The sequence below is a fragment of the Nakamurella antarctica genome (assembly GCF_003860405.1).
Taxonomy (GTDB): domain Bacteria; phylum Actinomycetota; class Actinomycetes; order Mycobacteriales; family Nakamurellaceae; genus Nakamurella; species Nakamurella antarctica.
Genome location: NZ_CP034170.1, coordinates 2,507,970 through 2,530,594 on the forward strand (window position 1 = coordinate 2,507,970; position 22,625 = coordinate 2,530,594).

Genomic DNA, 22,625 nt, shown 5'->3' on the forward strand with positions numbered 1-22,625 from the left:
CAGCTAGAGATCGTAATCCACCACCACCGGGGCATGGTCCGAGATTCGCTCCGCATAGCTTGGGTCACGATCAACACCGCCTGTTATTGCTAATTTTGCAAGTTTCGGAGTGGCTAAGTGGTGGTCGATGCGCCAACCGCTGTTGTTATCGAAAGCTTGCCCACGCCACGACCACCACGAGTACGGCCCATTGACGTCCGGATAGAGCATTCGCAGCACGTCAACGAGTCCGCCCGCGGCGATCAGCTCCCCCAGCCAGGCGCGCTCTTGCGGGAGGAAGCCGGCCGACTTCAGGTTCGTTTTCCAGCTCTTGATATCCAATTCGCTGTGCGCGATGTTGTAGTCGCCACACACGAGGAACTCTCGTTTGTGGCGCTTAGCCCGTCGCGTGGCCTTCGCAGTGTGTTGGGCAAACTCAGCCATGAATCGGAGCTTGGAGGCCAAAATATCCCCGTCAGCGGCGCCCTTCGGCAAGTACAAACTGCCGACCGTAATGCCGGGTAGGTCCACCTCGATATACCTGCCCTGCAGATCAAACTCGGGATCGCCGAAGCCAATCCGCACCGCGCTTGGCTCTTCGCGGCTCAGTATTGCAACGCCAGCTCGACCTGGCTGGTTTCCTTCATGATAGGAAAGGTGATACCCAGCAAGGGCTTCCGGCGGAATTGCTGCCAGCGGCGCACGCACTTCTTGCAAACAAATCACGTCTGCATTGCGAGCGGCTGCCCACACGGGAAAGCCCCGGCGCACTGCCGCCCTGAGCCCATTGACATTAAACGCGGCCACACGCAGCACGGGCCGACACCTTTCGATCGAGGATTATTGCCGGGGGATCTCCCAGTTGCGGTACCGAAAAGCGCCACATGCCCAATCCTGCCACTCCGCCGAGCGCCCCTTTCCCGCCTTTCCCCCTGCCGTCTTCGTGCGATCGGTTTCGGTTGACGCGATCCGAATGGGAGTCGCACGAGGCGAAACCGATCGCACGAAGCAAGTTGGTCGACGGTCACCTGTATCGCCGGTTAACGAAGGGCACCACGCCGGAAAGCCCGCCTGAAGCGGTCGTAGACGACACCGAAGTGATCCAACTCCGGCCACACCCACCGCACCATCTCCCAGCTCCGATCCCGAACCGAATCCTCACGCCTCTTCTCGCGGAAAACTGCGTCGGCTGGCGTCTCTCCGGGCCGCAAATAGCGGCTGTATTTGACGAAACCATCGGACTCCCCCAACGTCCGCTGGCTCTTGAATCCGAAATCGGATCTGGCAAGAAATCTGCCATCCTCGTCGAAGATGTCCATTTGAAGTTCAGGAACCGGCATCTGGAACTTATGCATCAGAACTCTGCTTCTGGATTCCCCGACGCTCTCGCTCAAGCCGTTCGCAAAAGCCACGGTGGCGCGCGCCCGCCCTATCCCAGGCCGACGACCAATCTCAGCCAAACATTCCGACAGCTGCTGTGGGGTAACAAGTTTGCGATGAAGCGCGGCATCTGCAATTACTACGCCCTGCTGCATGGGCAGTGCGGCAGCGAGATCGACAACCGTCCGCGCCACCGACGTCACCATGTGGTCGCCGATCAGGGCCCAATCGCGCGAATCCATTAATCGGGCGTGGCTGACCACCGTAGGTCCCTGGCGCCCGCCAGATCGTTTCGGGCGCGTCACGTGCACCTTGCTCATATCGATACCCCAGAGCGGAAGGCCGTGAATATGCGCCGCAGATTGATGGCTGAGCACAGACCTTTCCCCCAGTTTTGGTAGCGCCGAGGCAATAAGGACGCCGTACCTTTCCTGATTGGACAGCTGCGCTGCAACACCATGCGGAAGGTAAGCGCCGGGTACGACCGGTATCCAGCGCTCAGAGCGGAGATGCCCGCGAAGCTCCTGGTCGGACGTCCCTTCGCGCAGCAGATCTTGGCGAAACATCGGGCGCACTGCGTCATCTGGCATGCACTACCTTGGCTGGTAAGCGCCACTAGTGCGGGTCTGCGACTGACCTTTGGGGACGAATTTAGGCTTGTGGACACCGGTCGCTGTGCGCGGGCACGGTGCGCGTACGTGCACGGTGCGCGCACGTGCACAACGCTTCGTGCGATCGGTTTGTGTCCCCGCGACTCCGATTGCAGTCGCGCCAAACGAAACCGATCGCACGAAGCGAGGGCAGGGCGGCGGGCGGGCGGGCGCGGGGCCCCGGTTAGACAGCGGGGCCCCGGTTAGACAGCGGGGCCCGGTGAGAAACCGGGGCCCCGCCAACAACGCGTACCTACAACTAGGAAAGCCGTGCCGCCAAGTTCTCGTCCAACGCCGCGAGGAAATCCTCTGTCGTCATCCACGCTTGGTCGGGTCCGACGAGAGCCGCGAGGTCCTTCGTCATCTTGCCGCTCTCAACGGTCTTGATGATGACGTCCTCGAGCGCTTCTGCGAAGGCTGTGACCTCGGGGGTGCCGTCGATCTTGCCGCGGTGCTTCAGCCCGCCGGTCCACGCGTAGATCGATGCGATCGGGTTGGTCGAGGTCGGCTTGCCTGCCTGGTGCTGGCGATAGTGCCGGGTCACAGTGCCGTGGGCGGCTTCGGCTTCGACGGTCTGGCCATCGGGCGTCATCAGCACGGACGTCATCAGGCCGAGCGAACCGAAGCCCTGCGCCACGGTGTCGGACTGGACGTCGCCGTCATAGTTCTTGCAGGCCCAGACGTATCCGCCTTCCCACTTCATGACGGAGGCAACCATGTCGTCGATCAGGCGGTGCTCGTACGTGAGGCCAGCGGCGTCGAAACGCTCCTTGAACTCGGCCTCGAACACGGACTGGAAGATGTCCTTGAAGGCGCCGTCGTAAGCCTTGAGGATCGTGTTCTTCGTGGATAGATACACCGGGTAATTGCGCAGCAGGCCGTAGTTGAGCGATGCCCGCGCGAAGTCTTCGATGGACTTGTTGAAGTTGTACATGCCCATCACGACGCCGCCCTCTTCGGGCATCTGGACCACCTGGTGTTCGACGGGCGCGCTGCCGTCGCTCGGGGTCCACGTGATCGTGACGGTCCCGCCGGTGGGCACCTTGAAGTTCGTGGCCTTGTACTGGTCGCCGTGCGCGTGGCGGCCGATGACGATCGGCTTGGTCCAGCCGGGCACGAGTCGCGGCACGTTGGAGATGATTATCGGCTCGCGGAACACCACGCCGCCGAGGATGTTGCGGATGGTGCCGTTGGGCGAGACCCACATCTTCTTGAGACCGAATTCTTCGACCCGCGCCTCATCGGGCGTAATGGTGGCGCATTTGACGCCGACGCCGTGCTTTTGGATAGCGTGCGCAGCGTCGATCGTGACCTGGTCGTCGGTGGCGTCGCGGTGCTCGATGCCGAGGTCGTAGTACTCAAGATTGATATCCAGGTACGGCAGGATCAGCTTGTCCTTGATGAACTGCCAGATGATCCGCGTCATTTCGTCCCCGTCGAGTTCGACGACGGTTCCCACTACCTTGATCTTCGACATCAGCTGCCAGACTCCTCTCGCGTACTGCGTTCACGTGCTCACAATTTCCAGTACAAGCGTACTGCTAACCCTGCCTGAACACTCACTCGGATCGGCGCGCACCTGCGCGAAAGCCTGTTCAGCTTGCGCTGCCGGGAGTTTCAGCGACTATCAGTCGTCAGATCCCAGCCACCCAGAGCCGAGTGCGATGAGGAAGAACGCAACGAGCACGCAAAAGCCGATGTCGAATGGCTTGGATCTGACCACCAGTGGGCCAAGCTTTTCAGGAGCGACGAACAGTCGCAGTAACGCGGCCAGGCTCACGGCGCCAGCAATAGATGCAGCACCGCGACGCCAGTGGGACTGCGAGATCAACAGCAGTCCAACAACAATCAACGCCAGCACCATCAGCATCGGAACAGCCGTCGGCCACGTGCTCGCAGCCTTTCCTCGGCTACCGCGAGCTTTCACGCCTGCCGTCGCATCATGACCCAGGTATGACGGGGGCCCCACGTCTTGAGGGTGACAGTAGCTTTCGGCCCGCTCTCGGAAACCGCTGAGCCACTCGCGGCAGCCATCAGCGACACAACCGGGACATGCGCACCGCGCCACGCTTTGGATAACACCTTGCGACCAGAAACGCGGTGGCGCGCGTGCCCGGCCCATTCCAGCGCACGGGCTTTCACCGTATTGCTACGAACCTGGATAGCTGCCTTGCCACCGGGTTTCAACACTCGGCGGGTCTCTCTGAAATAAGACAGCTGGCCCTCCACGGTGGGCACGTGCTGCAACACGATGTAGGAGAACACCACGTCGACGCTGGAATCATCAACACCGGCCAAGTCCGAGCCGTTGCCTAATACGTACGTGACATTGTCGAGGTCAGCCATGGCGACAGCGGCCCGGTCCAGCATTTCCTGGGATACGTCAAGGGCAATGACCCGGCCGTACAACTGGGCCAACCTGGCCGTCATTCGACCTGCCCCGCAGCCGATTTCCAGCACGGTTGCATTCGGGTCAGGCGCGATGTCGGCGAACGCAAGATACTCGTCGGTCTCCTTGCGACCGGAGGCATAGAACGTCTCCTTATCGGTGGCCGCGCCAGTCGCGATGAACCACAACGCGTCCTCGCGCGCGGCTCCATCCCAATACTGCCGTGAAAGGTTTTGCTCACCAGCGGGTTGCCCCGCGCCAGTCGGTCCGTCAGTCATGCCATCGTTGGTCATAGTATTCTCCCTGCCGGTTGCTCGTCAGTCGATGCGTCATTCATCATGGCAAGTAACGCTTTTCGGCTGCGATGACCACGTTCGTCTGCAGCATCGCCCGCGTCATGGGGCCGACGCCCCCTGGCATCGGAGCCAGGAAACCCGCCACTTCTGCAACCGCGGGGTCGACATCGCCGACCAAACCCGTTGCCGTCCGGGTGATGCCCACATCCAGCACCGCCGCACCAGGCTTCACCATTTCGGCGCGCACAAGGCCCGGCACTCCGGCGGCAGCGATGACGATGTCAGCGCGCGCTATTTCTGCTGCCACGTCTTTGGTTCCGGTGTGGCACAAGGTCACCGTGGCATTTTCCGACCGCCTGGTAAGCAACAATCCCAAGGGCCGCCCGACAGTGACTCCGCGGCCAATGATCACCGCATGGGCGCCGGCGATAGGGACCTCGTAATGCCGCAGCAGCGCCACGATGCCAGCGGGGGTGCACGGAAGCGGGCCCGCTTCGCCAAGTACCAACCGGCCAAGACTGATCGGGTGCAGCCCATCGGCATCCTTCTCCGGGTCCATTGCCTCGAGAACTGCGCCCGTGTGCAGATGCCGGGGTAGCGGTAATTGCACGATGTATCCGTCGCATCTGGGATCCGCGTTGAGTTCCGCAATGACGTCAAGCAGACCCTCTTGGCTCAGGTCGGCAGGCAGATCATGCCGGATCGAATGCATCCCGATACTGGCCGAATCCGCATGCTTGCCCCGTACATAAGCCGCCGAACCCGGGTCGTCGCCGACGATGACGGTGGCGATCCCCGGCGTATGCCCAGCCGCTGTCAGCCTGGCCACCCTGATTCGCAGATCGGAAAAGATGATGTCGCGTAGGGCCTTGCCATCCATCAATGTTGCAGTCACAGTGCATTTCCTCCTGCCGAGCAATCCTGCCATGGCCGAAGCTCCGGGCGCGCACGACCGGCAGACCAACCACGCTCAGCTTCCTGGGTAAGTCGATGCCTCTAGTGGAAGAAGTGCCGAGCTCCAGTCAGATACAGCGTGATGCCCGCAGCTTTCGCCGCCTCGATCACTTCCTCGTCCCGAACGGATCCACCGGGTTGCACCACGGCGACGACCCCGGCGTCGAGCAGGATCTGCAGGCCGTCCGCGAACGGGAAAAAAGCATCAGAAGCCGCGACTGATCCGGCAGCGCGGTCCCCCGCCCGCTCGACGGCGAGGCGCGCCGAGTCCACGCGATTTACCTGCCCCATTCCCACCCCGACGCTCGCGCCATCGCGCGCGAGCAGAATGGCATTGGACTTCACCGATCGGCACGCGCGCCAGGCAAAGGCAAGATCCGCCATCGCTTGCGCTGAGGCTGCGGCTCCAGTGGCAAGGGTCCAGTTGCTTGGATCGTCGCCGGCCGCATCCAGGACGTCCACCGATTGCACGAGAAGCCCGCCACTGATGGCCTTGATTTCGTGCCCGCGCCGGGGAGTACCTGGGACCTGCAACAGGCGAATGTTCTTCTTGCGCCGCAATATTGCCAGGGCTTCGGGCTCGAAAGATGGAGCCAAAAGAACTTCGGTGAACACCTCGGCGACCTGCTCCGCGAGGTCGGCCGTAACAGCAGCGTTGACGGCAATCACGCCGCCGAAGGCCGATATCGGGTCGCTGGCATGGGCTCTACGGTGCGCTTGGGCCACAGTTTCACCAATAGCAATCCCGCAAGGATTGGCGTGTTTGATGATTGCCACTGCCGGACCTTGGTGATCGTGCGCTGCACGCCAAGCAGCATCGGCATCGACGTAGTTGTTGTACGACATCTCTTTGCCGTGCAGCTGCACCGCCTGAGCCAACCCGGAAGGAGCGCCTTGCTCGGCGTACAAAGCGGCTCCCTGGTGCGGGTTTTCACCGTATCGGAGCACGCTTGTCCGGTCGTAGGCCGCGCCGATCCAGTCTGCGAACTCAGCGCCTTGATGTGCGTCAAAGGCGTCACCCATCCACGAAGAAACATGGATGTCGTAGCTGGCCGTATGACGAAAAGCATTGATGGCAAGCATTTTTCGCTCGGCGAGGGTAAATCCGCCCGCACGCACTGCTGCAATCGCAGCCGGATAGCTCGCCGGGTCCACCACAATCGCCACGCTGGGGTGGTTCTTGGCCGCGGCACGCACCATGGAGGGGCCACCGATATCGATCTGCTCGATAACCTCATCGGGGCCTGCACCGGATGCCACGGTATCCGAGAACGGGTAGAGGTTCACCACCACCAGCTCGAACGCCTGCACGCCGAGATCCGCAAGCTGGCCGACGTGATCCGGCTTGCGCTGGTCGGCCAGGATCCCTGCGTGGATTGACGGGTGCAAGGTCTTGACGCGACCCTCGAGGATCTCGGGGAAGCCCGTCACACTCTCGACCGTGGAAACCGGAATACCAGCAGCAGCAATGGATTTGGCTGAGTTGCCGGTAGACACAAGGCTCACGCCGACATCGACCAACGCCTGAGCTAATTCCAGCAGACCAGTTTTATCCGATACCGAGATCAGCGCCCGACGCACGGGGATGCGATCAAATTTTACGGCAGTTGGTTCGGAAGACATCATCGGATACTCACCTTTCGCTGGTTGACGTCCCAGCCTCGGGAGGCCATCGCAGCGACCACCTCCACCAACAGTGCCCGTTCGGCCACCTTGATCCGCTCGTGCAAACTCGGCACGTCATCGTCATCGAACACCGGAACAGCCCTTTGCGCGAGGATCGGTCCCGCGTCCACACCTTCGTCAACGATGAAAATGGTGCAGCCGCTGAGCTTGACGCCATGTGCGAGTGCGTCAGCAGGTGCGTGCATTCCAGGAAATGCCGGCAGGAGCGACGGGTGTGCATTAATAACCCGCCCCGGAAGTGCTGCCAAAAAGGCAGGGCCGACAAGCTTCATAAATCCGGCGAGCACTACCAAGTCGGCATCCGCGTCCAGGCACAGTTGCGCCAGCGCGGCATTCCAGGCGCTCCTGTCGAGGTACTCGTTCACTCCGACGGTGAAGGTGTCGATGCCTGCCTGCGCAGCGCGGTCGAGAGCGCCGCAGTGGCGGAGGTCAGATCCCACCGCTACGACGCAGAAACCAGGATCCGTGCAGTCCAGCAGAGCCTGAAGAAGGGTTCCGCTGCCCGACGCGAGTACGACAACCTTTGCCGGGTGCGCCCCAGCCTGTTGCGCATCTGAAACCCGAGGGCTGAACTGACTTGAATCGGTCACAGATCACCTTCACGTCAGGGCATTGATATCGGTGCACCCAGGGTAACCGTGCGCGATACCCGTTGGCGACTCGGCTGCTCTCCTGGCGATCCCTCATGAGGATTCAGCGGCCAGTAGTGTGACCTTTCATGCCTGAAAGCCATGAGCCACTCGTCCCCCGGCGTGAGGTACGGGCCGTCGCGGTAGTCCTTGCTGCGGGCACCGGCACTCGATCCCAGAGCGAGATCAACAAAGTTTTCCTGCCGCTTGCGGGCCACTCGGTGATCGGCTGGAGCTTGCAAGCGCTCGGTAGTGCCGCCGGCATTGAACGCTTCGTGCTGGTGATTCGAGAATCCGATAGGGAGCTCGTCCAACGGGTTATCACCAGTGAGATGCTTGACTTCCCAGTCGAACTCGTCGCTGGCGGCAGCACTAGACACGAGTCCGAGTCGCTGGCGTTACGTCATCTTCAAGGCGCTATCGAAGCAGAAGAGGTAAACCTAGTGCTGATCCATGACGGCGCTAGGCCGTTGCTCTCGCACTCTATGCTCGCGGAGCTGATCGACGCGGCTGCCGAATGCGGCGCCGCATTTCCCGGGCTACTCATGGATGACCTCGCCTCGGTCGACGCCGCCGGGACGCTTCTCGAGCGCAACCTCGGTTCCATGGTTGGGGCACAAACACCCCAGGTATTTGAGGCAAAAACCCTGCTAGCTGCCTATACCAACGCTCAGGACGACGATTTCGTTGGCACGGATACCGCGTCCTGTGTTGTCGCGTACTCCGATCAAATGCTGCACTGGGTGCCCGGAGATCCGCGAAATATCAAGATCACCTTCCCCGGCGATATCGTGCAGGCCGAAAAGATCCTGCGGGACAACAACTTCAGGCTGGACTAAGGTCTATCCGACCCCTCACCCCTGATGGGAAGTTGCTGCTGGGAGCTCGCCCCGGTCAGGGTCTGGTTCCAGCACTGCGTCTGGTTCCAGCACTGCGTCTGGTTCCAGCACTGCGTCTGGTTCCAGCACTGCGTCTGGTTCCAGCACTGCGTCTGGTTCCAGCACTGCGTCTGGTTCCAGCACTGCGTCTGGTTCCAGCACTGCGTCTGGTTCCAGCACTGCGTCTGGTTCCAGCACTGCGTCTGGTTCCAGCACTGCGTCTGGTTCCAGCACTGCGTCTGGTTCCAGCACTGCGTCTGGTTCCAGCACTGCGTCTGGTTCCGGGTCTAGCACTTCGTCCGCGTCGGGTTCCAGCGATGCCTCTGCGTCATCCTTCGCGCCGGGTAAATCAGCTCCGCCAGATACATCATCGTCTGAACTTGCAGCAACCGGAACCTTTTCGGGTGTCGGGTGCAGGTCCAGTGGCGGAAGAGAATCGAAATCCCCTGCGGTAGTGCCGGTTTGAGAATTATCCGGTCGCCGTTCGGCGCTTGCCGCAGCTGCCCAGGCGCCGCCGAAGACAAGAACCGCCGCCGCGACGACCGCGCCCACCATCAGCGCATGCGCCCCCATATAGGGCCAAGCCCCCTGCGATATTCCGCCGCTGGATACAGCCGCTAGTCCCGCGCAGCCCGTCCCTGCCGTTACCGCCGCGACGGCACTCGCGATGACGCGGTCCCAGCGATGCCGCAATCCACGAAGAAGGACCACGCCAGAAATGACTCCGGCGAGGACAGGGATCGCCAACGTCGAGTAGCCCACCGCAGTCGGACCCGCCTGCGCCGGGGCCGCCGCTAGAAGCGGGAAAGGTGGCAAATTTCCAAGGACAGACCCAAACGGAGAAAAGCTCGCCGTGCCGACTTCGATGCCGGTCCCTGTGACGAAACCCAAGGCTGCACCTACCGCGTTGGGCAGGTAGGCAAGACCAACCAGGGTCAGTCCCACACCACCGCCTAGCCCGTCTGCGGTGACATTTGTCAGGCTCGCGGCTACGGGAAAATGGACGATAATTCCGCCGACCACGACGATCCCCGCTCCGGCGATCATGGCGAACAGCGCAGCGAGTCCCGCTCGACCGCCGGCAAGGACTGCAGGCGGCATCGTGAGCGCCACCGCTTCTTTGATAGCCTCCCCGCGATGCAGCGTGCCAGCGCCGAGGGCGACAAAGGCGAGAGCCGCTGCGTTGACGCCCGCGAGCCTCACTTCCGTTCCCGCTGGAGCGCCGACACCCACGATCAGTGCAACCAGAACGCCGTAGGAGAGTGTCCCGACGACAACAGTCAGGACTTCTTGCAAAACCGTCGTTGCGGTTTCCCGACGCCGCCCGATGGAAGTGAAGAGAAGTACGGCAAATAGGCACGTCAAAAGTAGTGGCGGGAGTGAGAGTGTGGAGGTGCCGATCACGATGGGCACGAAATGCGCGGCCGCGTACGCGCTCATGCCGCCGCGCAACAGCGATGCTGTGCTGACGTTATCGCCCGGGGTGATAGCCCACACAAGCAATGCCACAGCGCTAATTAGCGCAGCCCCTGCAAAAACCGCGAAGCTTGATTTGAGGATTGCTGTCGACACGGTTGCCATGTCGCCGTCACGGATCGAACGGATCCGCGACTTCTCGTCCTGACTCACACCCCAACTCTCACACAAACCCGTCGAGCCACAGCCCATGCCACGCCGCACCGTCGCAGCCTCATCAGGCTTTCCGGCGCAGTTTCTTACTCAGCGCGAGGGATCGACTGCCAAGGGTAATTTTCAACCCCCGGTGTCAGAATCTCATCCGAATCCGGATCACCCCAGGGAGCGGCCGAACGTGCAGAATCCTGCAATGGCGGCTGATACTGAGGTGGCTGGAAACTCCACTCGTGATGTGCGGGACCTGTTTCTACCTGGACATCTTTCTCAGCGTGACCCTCAGATTGAGGCTCCGCTGCGGGGTGGTGTGCGAGGGTTTTGTGGTGATCCGGGTTCTCGCTGTAGGTGGGTTCTTGCTCCGCCGGGTCCGCTGCCGCAGTCTGAACCGGCATCGTCCAGGTGTAACCCTCACTCTCTGTTGACGGCAGCGCCAAGCCCGCCGTTTGGGCGTCACTAGGATCTCGTGCTCCCCCGTCGTCCATCGCATCCCGCTCCGGCGCAGCAGGTTGTCGCCATACTTCCTCTTCAGCGCCGTCCACGGCGGGGTGGGGCGAAAACCCGAGCAGTGCAGCAGAGCCGGCGGCCCCGGCTTCAAGGGCAAATGGCGACTTGACCATTTGCGTGGGCGCCGATTGAAAGCTCTGCGACTCTTTCTCGTCAGGAGCCAGCGGGAGCGCAGCCGAGGCTACTTCGGACGGTTCGATGGCCTGTGTGAGGTGTCGTGGCGGCTGCAGTGGCGCAGGAGCAGGTCCGCTCACAGAACTGCGAGCCAAGCCGTACTGTCCATCGTCTTGCTGCTCCGCATTCACCTGCCCGAGGCATAGTGATCAACGAGGTCATGCCCCGGAAAGCCGGGGCCGCCATAGTCTGGCGCACTGTAGGACGGTCCCCCATCCGACTGCGCCGCATAGGCCTGCCCTCTGTAAGGCTGCTCGGCAAACGGCTGCCCACTGTAAGGCTGCGCACCGTACGACTGCCCCACATAGGGCTGCTCGGCATACGGCTGCTCGGCATACGGCTGCGAGGCATACGGCTGCGAGGCATACGGCTGCGAGGCATACGGCTGCCCTACATATGGCTGCGCGAGTGGGCGTTGCTCGGCTGTGAACGGCGCAGTGTGTGAAACCTGACGAGGATTTTGCGTGGATCGGCTGGCACCGGAAACAACCAGGCCGGTCACCGACACCACGGCCAGCAGCACACCGCATGTCATGGACAGCCACAGCCCCATCCCCGGAACCGTGGGGTAGGCGACAATGCTTAACGAAGCGCCGCCGAGGCCCGCCGCGCAAGAAACTCCTAACGCACCTGCCGTTAGCCACGGACCGACCCCAGTCCGGCGCAGACCGCCAACAGCGCCTATGAGGCCCGCGGCCAACAGCATCGCAGGGGCCCAGGCCCACACGCCAAAGATCTGATAGGCGGTGGTACTCCGGTCAAGTACCAGCGCATCGAGGAATCCTGCGCCGAAACCGAGTGCACCCAGCAGGCCAGAGAGAACAGCGAGGACGGGTAGCGCCGCAACCGCTTTGTCCGAATCCCACGGGTGAACCTCGCCGAATGACGGATACGTGGGTGCGCCATTCCGGAGCTGCTCAGAAGGCTCGGTGCCGAGACTCTCAGCGAAAGGTGGCTGTGTCATCAAAACTCCCTGCTGGCCGTGGACAAACGACAGTGCTCAAGCGAACCTAGTTCATCCTCGTTCGACCTGTCGGGCAACGACCAAAGATGCACGCCTGACGTTTGCAAATTCGCTAAAAAGTAAACAGCGACCAACCGGAAAAAGACGCAAGCGCCGCAAATGCTTCCGCACTTACGACGCCTACGCATCCGATCCTCGACCTACTGTTGGTGACCGTTATTCTGTTGCTCCGACTGATCACCGTGCTGGGCCGGCTCATCATGCTCGGCCGGCTCATCATGCTGGGCAGGCTCATCATGCTCGGCCGGCTCATCATGCTGGGCGGGCTCAACATGCTGGGTGTTCTGCTCCTGCTGAGCATGGTCGTGAGATGCCAGCTGACCGTTGTGGAATGTCGGGACTGGACCCGTGCCATCGTTTGCGCCAGCTGTATTTGTGGCGTCATCTGCTACGTGGATGTTCGCGGCTCCCTCCGCGGTCGGCGCAGGGCCGAACGTGGTGAGCTGGGAAGCGAATTGCGCTCCACGGCTCGGGTCTGAAGCTGCAGCTGCCTCGCGCACTTCCTGCATCTGGGCGTAACTGACTTGAGTAGTTGGCGCACTGGCGAAGCCCGACCCCGAAGTGTTTCCGCCTACTGGAGAAGTGAGACCGGGCGCAGCGGAGGAAGCCGCACTCGGGGCATCCTTCGTCATATTCGGAAACCCTGACGACGCCTGCTGGCCATACGAAGCGTCGCGCTGGGCGGGAGGGGATTGTCCGTAAGCGGGCGGCTGCTGGCCCTGTTGGCTCTGCTGGCCATACGACGGCGCCTGCTCAAAGCCAGCTGATGCCGGACCCTGCTGGCCCCGGACCTGCGAGCCCGGACCTTGCTGTCCTGGAGTTCCGACCCCTGCCGAAGGGCCGTAACCGGAAGGAGGACCAAAACCGGCGGGCGGACCAAAGCTCGGGGGTGGGCCGAAACTCTGCTGCGGGCCCTGGCCACCTGATGGGCCAAATCCGGGTGGCGGTCCGTACTGTCCCCCACCGGAGGAGGGCGAGTGGGGGTGGGGGGCTGACGGCTTCAGGATCCCGGCGGTCATCAGGTAGGCACCGACAGCCGCTGCGGCCTGAACGAGCGCCAAAATGAGTACGAGCCAGTATCCGGCTCCGGGTGTGCCGTAGGCACTGAACAGGACGAACAGCAAACCCAGGAACACGCTCGCCGGAATCACCGCGGCGGCGTATACGTAATTTCCTGCTTTGGGCAGCAGGGGCGCGAGCGCGAGAAGCCCGCCGAAGAGGAGCGGAATCGCGTAGGCATACCCGGGCGCGGTGTCGAGCAATGTTAAGAAAAAGGCCAGAACTGCCGCTCCTGCGGAAACGAGTCCGAGGGTCTTCGCCAGAGAGGCTGGTGTTGCGGGCGTGGCCGGTGCGGCAGGCCCAGGCTGCCCGGAAGGCCCAGAGAAGTTAGATGCCGACGGACCCTGTTGCGGGTTCCAGCCGGGCGGCGGACTCCCTGCTGGACCCTGAGGTCCGGGCTGTGGATGCTGGCCATATGGACCGCTCATTGATGCCGCCTTTCGTTGATGTTGCTTCGCCAACCATACGCAGCCGAACAGTCGAGGTGGGCAAGAAACCCCGCGCGCTTGGCAACCGGTCAGTACCTACCCGGTTCGGGTACCCGCATTGCAGCGATGCCGCCCGCCCCTGCGACAGGGGTGGACGGCATCGGCACAAGGACAGCGGTGAAAGTTACTACTCGGCGATGACCTCGCGAAGCAGCCGTGCGGTCTCCGACGGCGTCTTACCGACGCGGACGCCCGCAGCTTCCAGAGCGATCTTCTTACCATCGGCGGTGCCTGCTCCATCGGACACGATGGCGCCTGCGTGGCCCATAGTCTTGCCCTCGGGAGCAGTGAACCCTGCGACGTAACCCACAACAGGCTTTGTCACGTGCTCGGCAATGTAGGCGCCGGCGCGCTCTTCTGCGTCACCGCCGATTTCGCCAATCATGACAATCGCATCGGTCTCGTCATCTGCCTGGAAAGCTTCGAGAGCATCGATGTGGGTGGTCCCGATGATGGGGTCCCCGCCAATGCCGATCGCGCTGGAGAAACCAAGATCGCGGAGTTCGTGCATCATTTGGTACGTCAGCGTGCCCGACTTGGAGACAAGTCCGATGCGGCCAGCTTTGGTGATGTTCGCCGGGATGATGCCCGCGTTGGACTTACCTGGGGAAATGATGCCCGGGCAGTTCGGCCCAATAATGCGGGTCTTGTTACCGGTGGCAACCGCGTGCGCCCAGAAATAGGCGGAGTCGTGAATCGGAATGCCCTCGGTGATGATGATGGCGAGTTCGATGCCCGAGTCAATGGCTTCCAGCGCAGCGTCTTTGGCGAACGCAGGCGGCACGAAAAGGACGGTGACGTTGGCGCCGGTGGCTTCCATAGCCTCGGTGACCGAGCCGAATACCGGTTGATCGCCGTGCTCAAACGACGCCGTGGTTCCCGCCTTGCGAGCGTTGACACCTCCGACGATGGTGGAGCCGGAGGCCAGCATGCGGGCCGTGTGCTTCATGCCCTCGCCGCCTGTCATGCCTTGGACGATGATGCGAGAATTTTCGTTCAGGAAGATAGCCATGCTCAGACCCCAGCGTTCGCAAGTTCGGCAGCCTTGTCGGCTGCTTCGTCCATCGTTTCGACAACTGTCACCAGCGGGTGTGCCGCTTTCGCCAGAATTGCGCGGCCTTGCGCCACGTTGTTGCCGTCCAACCGAACGACGAGCGGCTTGGTGGCCGAATCGCCCAAAATGTTGAGCGCTGCGACGATGCCGTCAGCTACCGCATCACACGCGGTGATACCGCCGAAGACGTTGACAAAGACGCTTTTGACGTCCTCGTCGCCGAGGATGATCTCGAGACCATTGGCCATCACTTCTGCGCTGGCCCCGCCCCCGATGTCGAGGAAGTTGGCTGGTTTCACGCCACCGTGACGCTCACCCGCGTAGGCGACAACGTCGAGAGTGGACATCACCAGCCCCGCACCGTTACCGATGATGCCCACCTGGCCGTCAAGCTTGACGTAGTTGAGACCCTTTGCCTTTGCGGCGGCTTCGAGCGGGTTCTGGGCGTCAATATCGGCGTACGCGGCGTGGCCCGGGTGGCGGAAATCCGCGTTCTCATCCAGCGAGACCTTGCCGTCGAGGGCGATGACCTTGCCCTCCGGAGTTTTAACTAACGGGTTGACCTCGACAAGTGTCGTGTCCTCGCCCTTAAACACGTCCCACAACTGGATCAGGATGTCGATGACCTGCTCGCGGACCTCCTCGGGGAAGCGTCCAGCAATAGCAATTTCGGTGGCTTTCGCGCGGTCCACACCGGCAATGGCGTCAACCGGAATCTTGGCGAGAGCTTCGGGGCGCTCCACGGCCAGCTCTTCGATTTCCATACCGCCGTCCTTGCTGGCCATCGCCAGGAAAGTGCGGTTGGACCGGTCGAGGAGGAACGAGACGTAATACTCCTCAGCGATGTCGGCAGCTTCGGTGATCAGCACGGTCTTGGTGATGTGGCCTTTGATGTCCAGGCCGAGAATATTCTGCGCGTTCTTCGTAGCGGCGGCGACGTCAGGCGAGTACTTGACCCCACCTGCCTTACCTCGACCGCCCATCTTTACCTGCGACTTGACCATGACGGCCCCGCCGATTTCCTCGGCCGCGGCGGTTGCCTCAGCGACTGTGGTGGCAGTGATGCCCCTAGTCACTGGTACGCCATGTGCTGCGAAGAGTTCCTTCGCTTGGTATTCGTACAGATCCACGTGTGCTCCCGACGTGTTGTTTTCTCGATGCAGCCCTTGATAGAGCCAGCGATGTAAGCCTCGGTCCACGCGCAGCGGCCAAGACCGGGCGCGTCGCGAACCTGTTTGACTACCCTAACGAGCCGCGATTGATGCGTACACCTTCGGGAGGCTAGCGGCACACACCACAGCCTGCGGCCGACCCAACCCAGCGTTTACCGTCAAGGGCCTCCCCGTCATCGCCTCTGGACGCCCCGCACCTGGACCGAGCGAGGCTGAAGGCGGCGAAAAGGCTTGCGCCGCACATCATCTAACCGTCGGACCCTTTTTCTTCCTCGATGTTGTTGCTGGCCCTCTGGTCGCAAGCTTGCTTGGTTGCCGGTTCCTCGGAGTGGCGGAGTGCTGCACAGTTTTTTCGTTAGCTATGTTCAACATCACCGCACCTGCGGGGAGAGGCTGCAAGCTCACCGGATCAAGAAACACCGGCGGGCCAATGCGCCGATAGGCGATGCCACCAGCCACCAACAGCACTAGTCCCAGCGCCGCGGCCACCCAAAAACCCGGCAGGACCCTGAACTGGTCGAGCCGCGTGATCGACGGCGCCACAATCAGGCGGCTCAACACGACGGCAGCCGCTGCGACAAACAACGTGAGGGTGACCGACCTCCGGCCCGCGCGAAGGGCGAAAACCACAGCGCAGATGACGGCGACAACGCTCACCCACATCCCCCAGGTATCTGGCCGACCACCGCTGGAAAACAGAGCGGAAGCGGAGGTGTCGACGTACTTCCACACTGGCATGGCGAACGAGACCACAGACAACACCGAGATGACGGCCGCGAGCGGCGTAGCCCACACGCTTCTGCTCTCATAGTCGACATCGATGATCTGTGCGCTCAGCTCTGTCTCCGCATTGGTGAGAACACCCGCCCAGATGGCGCAACCAATTGCCACCAGCAGCCCTGCCAGTCCGCACCAAAAGCCCAGCTTCAGGCTAGTTTCGGCGGTAAAAACATTGCCCAAAAAGAGCGCTGGAGGAGTCGACGCCAACACGAAATGGAGCCCGAACAGCACTGCCACCAGTGCTGGCGCCCACGCCAGCGTTACCGCAGCTCTGCCCCACCTGGACGTGCTCGGCAGCCAGATCAGAATGGCAGCCACTGCCAACAGCACTGCGGCCGGCAGAAATGCCACCCGTGCCGGATCGAAAAACTCAGGAAGCCTGCCATCGTCAAATCCAGCCACCCGAAGGAGGAATGCCAGCAGACATGCCATCGCTGCCGCCAGGGTCACCGACGCTAGTGCGCGAAATTGCTTACGCGTCGGCGGTTTCGGCTCGCTCGTTTGCTCAACGTCGCCGTCCTGCACTGTTGGCTCGGGCTGTAGTGTGCTGCGGCTTAGCCCCGCGGCAGCAAAAACCACCGCAGAAATCAGACCCGCATAGGCCAAACCCGAGGCTGTCGCGTTGGGCCCCACACTCCCGACGATGACGATCAGCGGGGGCGTGGCTGCGGCTGCGGCAACTCCCAGTAGTAGCCCTCGGGCAAGCGCCGGGGTGAGCGCCGTCGCCGTCATCACCGTTATCACCATAAGTAACCCGGTTACCACCGAAATCACGGTGCCCCACAGCCCAATGTCGGCAAACCCGTCCCGAACTGCCGGAAGCGGTTTGGCGTAATTGACCCCCAGGGTTGACGTCAAATATCCCGTCGCGCCCACGACCCCCACAAACGCGGCTGGCGTCATCGGCATCACTCGCGAACGCGGCTCCCGTTCCGCCACCACGCCAACCTCGCGCCCCCAGTCGGCGACCGCCAGCCGCCGTGCGGGTGGCTCCAAGGATTCCACCAGCACGCTGCCAGCGATGGCTCCCCCTGCCAGCACGCACACATCGCTTACCACCGGGATCCACGCAGCCCAGGTGGGATGCAGGGGAAATGCGCTCAGATTCCGGACGCCGTACAACTCGGGGCGCAACGCGTGCGCGGGGTCAAAGACGATGCCCAGGTCCGTGACCAGCCGGACGAGGCCAAAAATTCCCACCCCCACGACGGCCGGCAAAGCGGCGGGGCGTCTTAACGCGCTCAGCGCAACCACAAGCACTGCAGGGAAAGCCGCCAGCCAACCACTTCCGACCGAGGGCGACGTGCTTGAGCCGTCATCAGCGTTCATCACTGTCAGCAGTGGGGTCAGCGCTAACAGAAGACCACCAACAAGCAACAATCCGGCGGCTAGATGCAGGCGGCTACCAGCAGGGGCGTCATCCGTCCCGCCCGCTGCACCCGATCTGCCCACTGCCATCACGTCATATGTCCTTCTGATTGCCCTGCGGTGTCGCGGGGTGTGGGTACTACCCCAGCACTTCCTTCGCGCGATCTTGTGGCGCGCAGGAATCCCCGCATGGAAGACGGTAGCAAGCCAGCCTGACATTCACGGCGCGTTGGGGAGCCGGCGACAGCAACGCGGCGACAGCGAACCGGCCACATCACCGCGGTGAAAATGCCACACCTCACTCTGCGCTCCGGCCCTTTTCGCCGTCCCATTGAGCCCAGGCAACCGCATCTTGAGCGCCAGCACACAGCGGCTCGCGCGAAAGTTGGCCTACGGTGGACCCGGAGGCCCGCACCCGAGCGCGCCGCGCGGCCAATTGTGGATATCCCACACCAACGACGATGGAGAACGATGATCACCGCAGTGGCCTACGGCATCATGTGCCTTGGCCTTATTCTGGCCGCGTGGACGGGTTTTGACGCCTACCGGCGACGAGCCGCATCGACAGCGACCATGGTGGCCGCACTCGTCGTCGAAGTACTGCTCATCGTGCAATCCGGGATTGCGATATCTCGCCTCATTGGCTCCGCCGAAGTCAACGAACCGATCACTTTTGTGGCCTACTCGGTGGGAGTGCTTCTGCCACTGCCACTGGGGGTGTATCTGGCGCGCCTCGAACGCACTCGATGGGGCAGCATTAGCCTCTGTTTCACCGCCGTTGTTGTTGCTGTAATGATGCTGCGACTACTGCAGTTGTGGCGGATAGGACCTGTTCATGTCTGACCCCGGTCTACCCCTTTCCGGCTCTGCGCCCGCTTCAGCTTCACCTGATGCGAACGTCGATCCCAGCAGTGGACCGCGACGGGTGCTGATCGCGCTCTACGCGGTGTTTGCTGTGGCAGCGACGTCACGCGCGGCCGTGCAGCTCGGCACAAAGGTGAGCGAGGCCCCGCTTGCTTACAGTCTCTCGCTCGTCTCCGGAATCATCTATATCGCCGCCACGGTCGGCTTAATCTCGCGCCGACCGTTCGCGCGTCCGCTTGCGTTGGCTGCGTGCAGCACTGAACTCGTAGGCGTTCTCATTGTCGGAACGCTTTCCCTCGCCGACTCAGCAGCTTTCCCCGATGACACCGTGTGGTCGAAATTCGGCAGTGGATACGGGTTCGTTCCGGTGATCCTGCCAATTCTTGGCATCTGGTTCTTGTTGCGCCAACGAAAGATCTCGGCCTAACCGAGGGCCGGACTTGGGCCTGCGTGCGCTGGGAGGAGCGGGATACGTCCAGTGGATGCTGAGCCCTGGAAATTTACGCAAAAGCCGGGGCTGAGCGACCACTCGGCGGGCAGTGCGGCGTATGGGCAGCGGGCGAGCGCAGCGGATACCCCTGGGGGTATATGCTTGGTCTGGTGAGGCAGCGTGCCACATCAATGACGAAGGGCTCCGCGATGTGCCGACAGGTGACTTGCAAAGTTTGCGGCAAGACGGGCTGGGCAGGCTGTGGCCAGCACGTTGATCAGGTGATGAGCGGGGTTCCGCGTGCACAACGGTGCCCGGGTCACCCGAAGGAAGAATCATCCGGCGGATTCTTCGCAAAGCTTTTTGGTCGCTCTTCCGGCTGAGCCTGCGATGGACCTTCCGGCTGAGCCTGCGATGGACCTTCCGGCTGAGCCTGCGATGGACCTTTCAGCCGGGCTGCGGAAAGCCGGCCCAGCAGTCCTCACCCACGAATCACAGCTTGGTGAGCGGGACGCCGCCAATCAGCATCAACCGGATCTTGCCGGCGGCGCCAAAGTCGATGGTTGCGGTGGCTCGCACCCCCACGCCCTCTGAGGCGATCACCGTTCCGAGACCGTACTTGTCGTGAGACACCCGATCCCCCACCGCTAGCGCGAGGGTCGCGGAGTTCTGCCAGCCGGTGCGGCCGGTTGACTTGGTTCCCGTTGCAGCCAAACGGGATTGGGCCGATTCGCCGTACTGTGAGCCACCAGTTCCGGAGCCAAAGCTGGAACCCGAGCCGCTGAACCCGCCGCTGGAGGAGAATCTTCCGGCAGAGACCGGCGCGGAGCGCGAACCTCCACCGCCGTACCAGCTCTGAGAACCTGAACCGTAGTCAGGGGCTTCAGCCAGTCGCTGCCAGTCCACCAGTTCCTCGGGGATGTCCTGGATGAACCGGGAAGCCGGATTAGCGCCGGGCTGACCCCACGTTGACCGGGTCACCGCGCGCGAGATATACAGCCGCTCGCGGGATCTGGTGATCCCGACGTAGGCGAGACGCCGCTCCTCGGCGAGCTCCTTGTCGTCGGCAAGGGCCCGCATATGGGGGAAGAGTCCGTCCTCCCAGCCAATCAGAAACACGACGGGAAACTCCAGACCCTTCGCGGTGTGCAGGGTCATCATCGTGACCATTCCCGCCTCGGAGTCAGGAATCGAGTCGGCATCGGCAACCAGCGAGAGTTGTTCCAGCACAGCGGCGAGCAGCGGTGCACCCGCCGCGAAATTCTCTTCCCCGCCCTGCAGAATCTCAACTCGTTCCCGCAGCACCGTCACCAATTGTTCGAGGTTTTCCAGCCGCGAAGCGTCCTGCGGATCGGAACTGATCTCGAGAAGTTCGGTGTAGCCGCTCTTTTCTAAGACCGACGTCAAAAGGTCAGCCGGTTCGGCGCCGCCGTCGAGGTCGGCCCGCAGCAGGTCCATCATTTCGTTGAAACCCGAAATGGCCTTCACCGAACGCGTTGCGATAAAGGGAATGTCTGCCACGCTCGCTAGGGCTTGCGCGAACGGGACCTTCTCCTTTTGCGAGTACACCGCCAACGCCGCTTCGGCGCGATCGCCAATACCGCGTTTCGGGGTGTTCAGGATCCGGCGCAATGACACCTCGTCAGCCGGGTTGGCCAACGCTCGCAGATACGCCAACGCGTCCCTGACCTCTTTGCGCTCGTAAAATCGCACCCCACCAACGATTTTGTACGGCATCCCCATCCGGACGAACACATCCTCGAAGGCCCTGGACGAGGAGTTGGTTCGGTAGAAGACGGCGACATCGCCGAACCGGATGCTGCCTTCGTCGACCAACCTGTCGATTTCCTTGGTGACGAAGGCTGCCTCGTCGTGCTCATTGTCGGCGACGTAGCCCACAATCATTTCGCCGTTGCCCGCGGCAGTCCAGAGGTTTTTTGCTCGGCGTTCCGGGTTGCGTGAAATGACGGCATTCGCGGCCGACAAAATGGTCTGGGTGGAGCGATAGTTTTGTTCCAGCAGGATGGTTCGGGCGCTGGGGTAATCGCGCTCGAACTCCACGATATTGCGGATGTTGGCGCCGCGGAAGGCGTAGATCGATTGGTCGGCATCGCCCACCACGACCAACTCGGCGGCCGGAATGGACGAGGTCGCTGCTCGAACGAGTTCACCATCGGCGGCGCGGACCTCACGCGCATCGTGCGCGCCGCCGACGAGCTCTTTGACCAGTGTGTACTGGGCGTGGTTGGTGTCTTGGTACTCATCCACCAGCACATGACGAAATCGCCGACGGTAATGTTCGGCCACGGCCGGAAAAACCTGCAGCAACGCAACGGTTTCCATAATCAGGTCGTCAAAATCCAGAGCCGAGGCAGCTTTGAGCCGGGCCTGGTAGCCGGCGTATACCTCGGCCACCACCTTGGCGATATCGGAGTCTGCGCGCTCGGCGGCAGTCGCCGGGTCAAGCAACTCGTTCTTCAAGTTGCTGATCTGGGCAGCCAGCGACCTGGCCGGGAACCGTTTGCTATCAAGGTCTAAGTCGGCTGCAACCAGTGCCACGAGCCGCTGCGAATCGGCCGAATCGTAGATGGTGAACGTTGATTTGTAGCCGAGGTGTGTCGCCTCGTTGCGCAGGATCCGCACGCACATCGAGTGGAACGTGGACACCCACATGGATCGGGCCCGGGCACCCACCAGCTCGGCAACCCGCTCCTTCATTTCAGCGGCAGCCTTGTTGGTGAAGGTGATTGCCAGGATCTCGCCAGGGGTGGCCCCGCCGACACCTAAAAGGTAGGCGATGCGGCGCGTCAGGACCCTGGTCTTCCCAGACCCCGCGCCCGCCACCACGAGCAACGGGGCGCCGCGGTGTTCGACGGCCGCGCGTTGCTGGTCGTTGAGACCTTCGAGTAGTTCTTCGATGTTGAGTTGTCGCGGCTGGTAAGCCGCCGCAGAGCTCCCCGGGGCGTGCGGCCGAAACTTTTGCGCCGGGTGGGTCCCGTCCCAGTTATCCGGCGCGGTGTGCGCGTCGGCCGGCGCTCCGAACAAGCCGCCGTCAGCAGCCCGTGAGTCGAAGTCGTCATCGCCATAACCGTCGCTGGGCGGTTCCGGGGGCGCCATCTCCGCGATGCTGATTGGGTCGAGAGAGCCCGCGCTGCTGCCCGCCTGGGGTGGGGTGTTGTGACTCGTCATGACCGTTCCAAACTACCCGTCGGCACCGACATCGCTGCGCCACCAC

General features: G+C 62.4%; 19 protein-coding genes. 3 read left to right on the forward strand and 16 right to left on the reverse strand.

All coding sequences use genetic code 11. From position 1 onward, the window contains the following. Positions 1-3 precede the first annotated feature (3 nt). From EH165_RS11140 to purN, 8 genes are all read right to left on the reverse strand, one after another. Positions 4-795, reverse strand: coding sequence for an exodeoxyribonuclease III (locus EH165_RS11140; protein ID WP_124799513.1), 792 nt, complete (start codon positions 793-795; stop codon positions 4-6). 224 nt (positions 796-1,019) lie between these two features. Next, entirely contained in the window at positions 1,020-1,949 is a 930-nt protein-coding gene (locus EH165_RS11145) for a hypothetical protein (protein WP_124799514.1), read from the reverse strand. 319 nt (positions 1,950-2,268) lie between these two features. Then, positions 2,269-3,486, reverse strand: coding sequence for an NADP-dependent isocitrate dehydrogenase (locus tag EH165_RS11150; RefSeq protein WP_124799515.1), 1,218 nt, complete (start codon positions 3,484-3,486; stop codon positions 2,269-2,271). Between the two features lie 150 nt (positions 3,487-3,636). Beyond that, positions 3,637-3,978, reverse strand: coding sequence for a DUF3017 domain-containing protein (locus EH165_RS11155; protein ID WP_164479202.1), 342 nt, complete (start codon positions 3,976-3,978; stop codon positions 3,637-3,639). Beyond that, the gene (locus EH165_RS11160; protein WP_124799517.1) at positions 3,933-4,691 is read right to left on the reverse strand and encodes a class I SAM-dependent methyltransferase; all 759 of its coding nucleotides are present in this window, start codon (positions 4,689-4,691) and stop codon (positions 3,933-3,935) included. The genes EH165_RS11155 and EH165_RS11160 overlap by 46 nt, the downstream gene beginning before the upstream one ends. Positions 4,692-4,734: 43 nt before the next feature. Further along, a complete protein-coding gene (locus EH165_RS11165) occupies positions 4,735-5,589 on the reverse strand; it encodes a bifunctional methylenetetrahydrofolate dehydrogenase/methenyltetrahydrofolate cyclohydrolase (RefSeq protein ID WP_239020546.1) in 855 nt (284 codons plus the stop codon). A 101-nt stretch (positions 5,590-5,690) separates the two neighbouring features. Beyond that, complete coding sequence (gene purH / locus EH165_RS11170; protein WP_124799519.1) at positions 5,691-7,274, reverse strand: bifunctional phosphoribosylaminoimidazolecarboxamide formyltransferase/IMP cyclohydrolase; 1,584 nt, start codon at positions 7,272-7,274, stop codon at positions 5,691-5,693. After that, positions 7,271-7,924 (reverse strand): phosphoribosylglycinamide formyltransferase, encoded by a 654-nt coding sequence (gene purN, locus EH165_RS11175; RefSeq protein ID WP_124799520.1) that lies wholly within the window; start codon positions 7,922-7,924, stop codon positions 7,271-7,273. Before purN ends, purH begins: the two co-directional genes overlap by 4 nt. 128 nt (positions 7,925-8,052) lie before the next feature. Between purN and EH165_RS11180 the strand changes: the two genes are divergently transcribed. Next, on the forward strand, positions 8,053-8,802 hold the full coding sequence (locus EH165_RS11180; RefSeq protein ID WP_124799521.1) for an IspD/TarI family cytidylyltransferase: 750 nt from the start codon (positions 8,053-8,055) through the stop codon (positions 8,800-8,802). A 15-nt stretch (positions 8,803-8,817) separates the two neighbouring features. Here the strand turns inward: EH165_RS11180 and EH165_RS15465 are convergent, their stop codons facing one another. The 7 genes from EH165_RS15465 to EH165_RS11215 form a co-directional block, all read right to left on the reverse strand. Next, on the reverse strand, positions 8,818-10,470 hold the full coding sequence (locus EH165_RS15465) for a cell division protein PerM (RefSeq protein ID WP_164479203.1): 1,653 nt from the start codon (positions 10,468-10,470) through the stop codon (positions 8,818-8,820). An 86-nt stretch (positions 10,471-10,556) separates the two neighbouring features. Next, positions 10,557-11,231 carry a hypothetical protein gene (locus tag EH165_RS11190; protein WP_124799522.1) on the reverse strand — a complete coding sequence of 225 codons (675 nt, stop codon included), beginning with the start codon at positions 11,229-11,231 and terminating at the stop codon, positions 10,557-10,559. A 47-nt stretch (positions 11,232-11,278) separates the two neighbouring features. Next, positions 11,279-12,115, reverse strand: a complete 837-nt coding sequence (locus EH165_RS11195) for a DUF5336 domain-containing protein (RefSeq protein ID WP_124799523.1) — start codon at positions 12,113-12,115, stop codon at positions 11,279-11,281. A gap of 200 nt (positions 12,116-12,315) precedes the next feature. Continuing rightward, on the reverse strand, positions 12,316-13,662 hold the full coding sequence (locus EH165_RS15470; protein ID WP_164479204.1) for a DUF5336 domain-containing protein: 1,347 nt from the start codon (positions 13,660-13,662) through the stop codon (positions 12,316-12,318). Between the two features lie 187 nt (positions 13,663-13,849). Next, positions 13,850-14,734, reverse strand: a complete 885-nt coding sequence (gene sucD / locus EH165_RS11205) for a succinate--CoA ligase subunit alpha (protein WP_124799524.1) — start codon at positions 14,732-14,734, stop codon at positions 13,850-13,852. A gap of 2 nt (positions 14,735-14,736) precedes the next feature. Then, positions 14,737-15,906 carry an ADP-forming succinate--CoA ligase subunit beta gene (gene sucC, locus EH165_RS11210; RefSeq protein WP_124799525.1) on the reverse strand — a complete coding sequence of 390 codons (1,170 nt, stop codon included), beginning with the start codon at positions 15,904-15,906 and terminating at the stop codon, positions 14,737-14,739. 285 nt (positions 15,907-16,191) lie between these two features. Continuing rightward, positions 16,192-18,186 carry a hypothetical protein gene (locus tag EH165_RS11215; RefSeq protein ID WP_124799526.1) on the reverse strand — a complete coding sequence of 665 codons (1,995 nt, stop codon included), beginning with the start codon at positions 18,184-18,186 and terminating at the stop codon, positions 16,192-16,194. Positions 18,187-18,567: 381 nt separating this feature from the next. Between EH165_RS11215 and EH165_RS11220 the strand changes: the two genes are divergently transcribed. Beyond that, positions 18,568-18,939, forward strand: a complete 372-nt coding sequence (locus EH165_RS11220) for a hypothetical protein (protein ID WP_124799527.1) — start codon at positions 18,568-18,570, stop codon at positions 18,937-18,939. After that, positions 18,932-19,387: a hypothetical protein gene (locus tag EH165_RS11225; protein WP_124799528.1), complete on the forward strand. Its 456-nt coding sequence runs from the start codon at positions 18,932-18,934 to the stop codon at positions 19,385-19,387. Before EH165_RS11220 ends, EH165_RS11225 begins: the two co-directional genes overlap by 8 nt. Before the next feature lie 495 nt (positions 19,388-19,882). Here the strand turns inward: EH165_RS11225 and pcrA are convergent, their stop codons facing one another. Next, on the reverse strand, positions 19,883-22,507 hold the full coding sequence (pcrA, locus tag EH165_RS11235) for a DNA helicase PcrA (RefSeq protein WP_124800479.1): 2,625 nt from the start codon (positions 22,505-22,507) through the stop codon (positions 19,883-19,885). Positions 22,508-22,625: the final 118 nt, after the last annotated feature.

Coding starts and splice junctions, on each gene's coding strand:
- EH165_RS11145 (WP_124799514.1), bottom strand. CDS start 1,949: ATGCCAGATGACGCAGTGCGCCCGATGTTTCGCCAAGATCTGCTGCGC.
- EH165_RS11150 (WP_124799515.1), bottom strand. CDS start 3,486: ATGTCGAAGATCAAGGTAGTGGGAACCGTCGTCGAACTCGACGGGGAC.
- EH165_RS11160 (WP_124799517.1), bottom strand. CDS start 4,691: ATGACCAACGATGGCATGACTGACGGACCGACTGGCGCGGGGCAACCC.
- purH (WP_124799519.1), bottom strand. CDS start 7,274: ATGATGTCTTCCGAACCAACTGCCGTAAAATTTGATCGCATCCCCGTG.
- EH165_RS11180 (WP_124799521.1), top strand. CDS start 8,053: ATGCCTGAAAGCCATGAGCCACTCGTCCCCCGGCGTGAGGTACGGGCC.
- EH165_RS11195 (WP_124799523.1), bottom strand. CDS start 12,115: ATGACACAGCCACCTTTCGCTGAGAGTCTCGGCACCGAGCCTTCTGAG.
- EH165_RS15470 (WP_164479204.1), bottom strand. CDS start 13,662: ATGAGCGGTCCATATGGCCAGCATCCACAGCCCGGACCTCAGGGTCCA.
- sucD (WP_124799524.1), bottom strand. CDS start 14,734: ATGGCTATCTTCCTGAACGAAAATTCTCGCATCATCGTCCAAGGCATG.
- EH165_RS11215 (WP_124799526.1), bottom strand. CDS start 18,186: ATGGCAGTGGGCAGATCGGGTGCAGCGGGCGGGACGGATGACGCCCCT.
- EH165_RS11220 (WP_124799527.1), top strand. CDS start 18,568: ATGATCACCGCAGTGGCCTACGGCATCATGTGCCTTGGCCTTATTCTG.
- EH165_RS11225 (WP_124799528.1), top strand. CDS start 18,932: ATGTCTGACCCCGGTCTACCCCTTTCCGGCTCTGCGCCCGCTTCAGCT.
- pcrA (WP_124800479.1), bottom strand. CDS start 22,507: ATGGCGCCCCCGGAACCGCCCAGCGACGGTTATGGCGATGACGACTTC.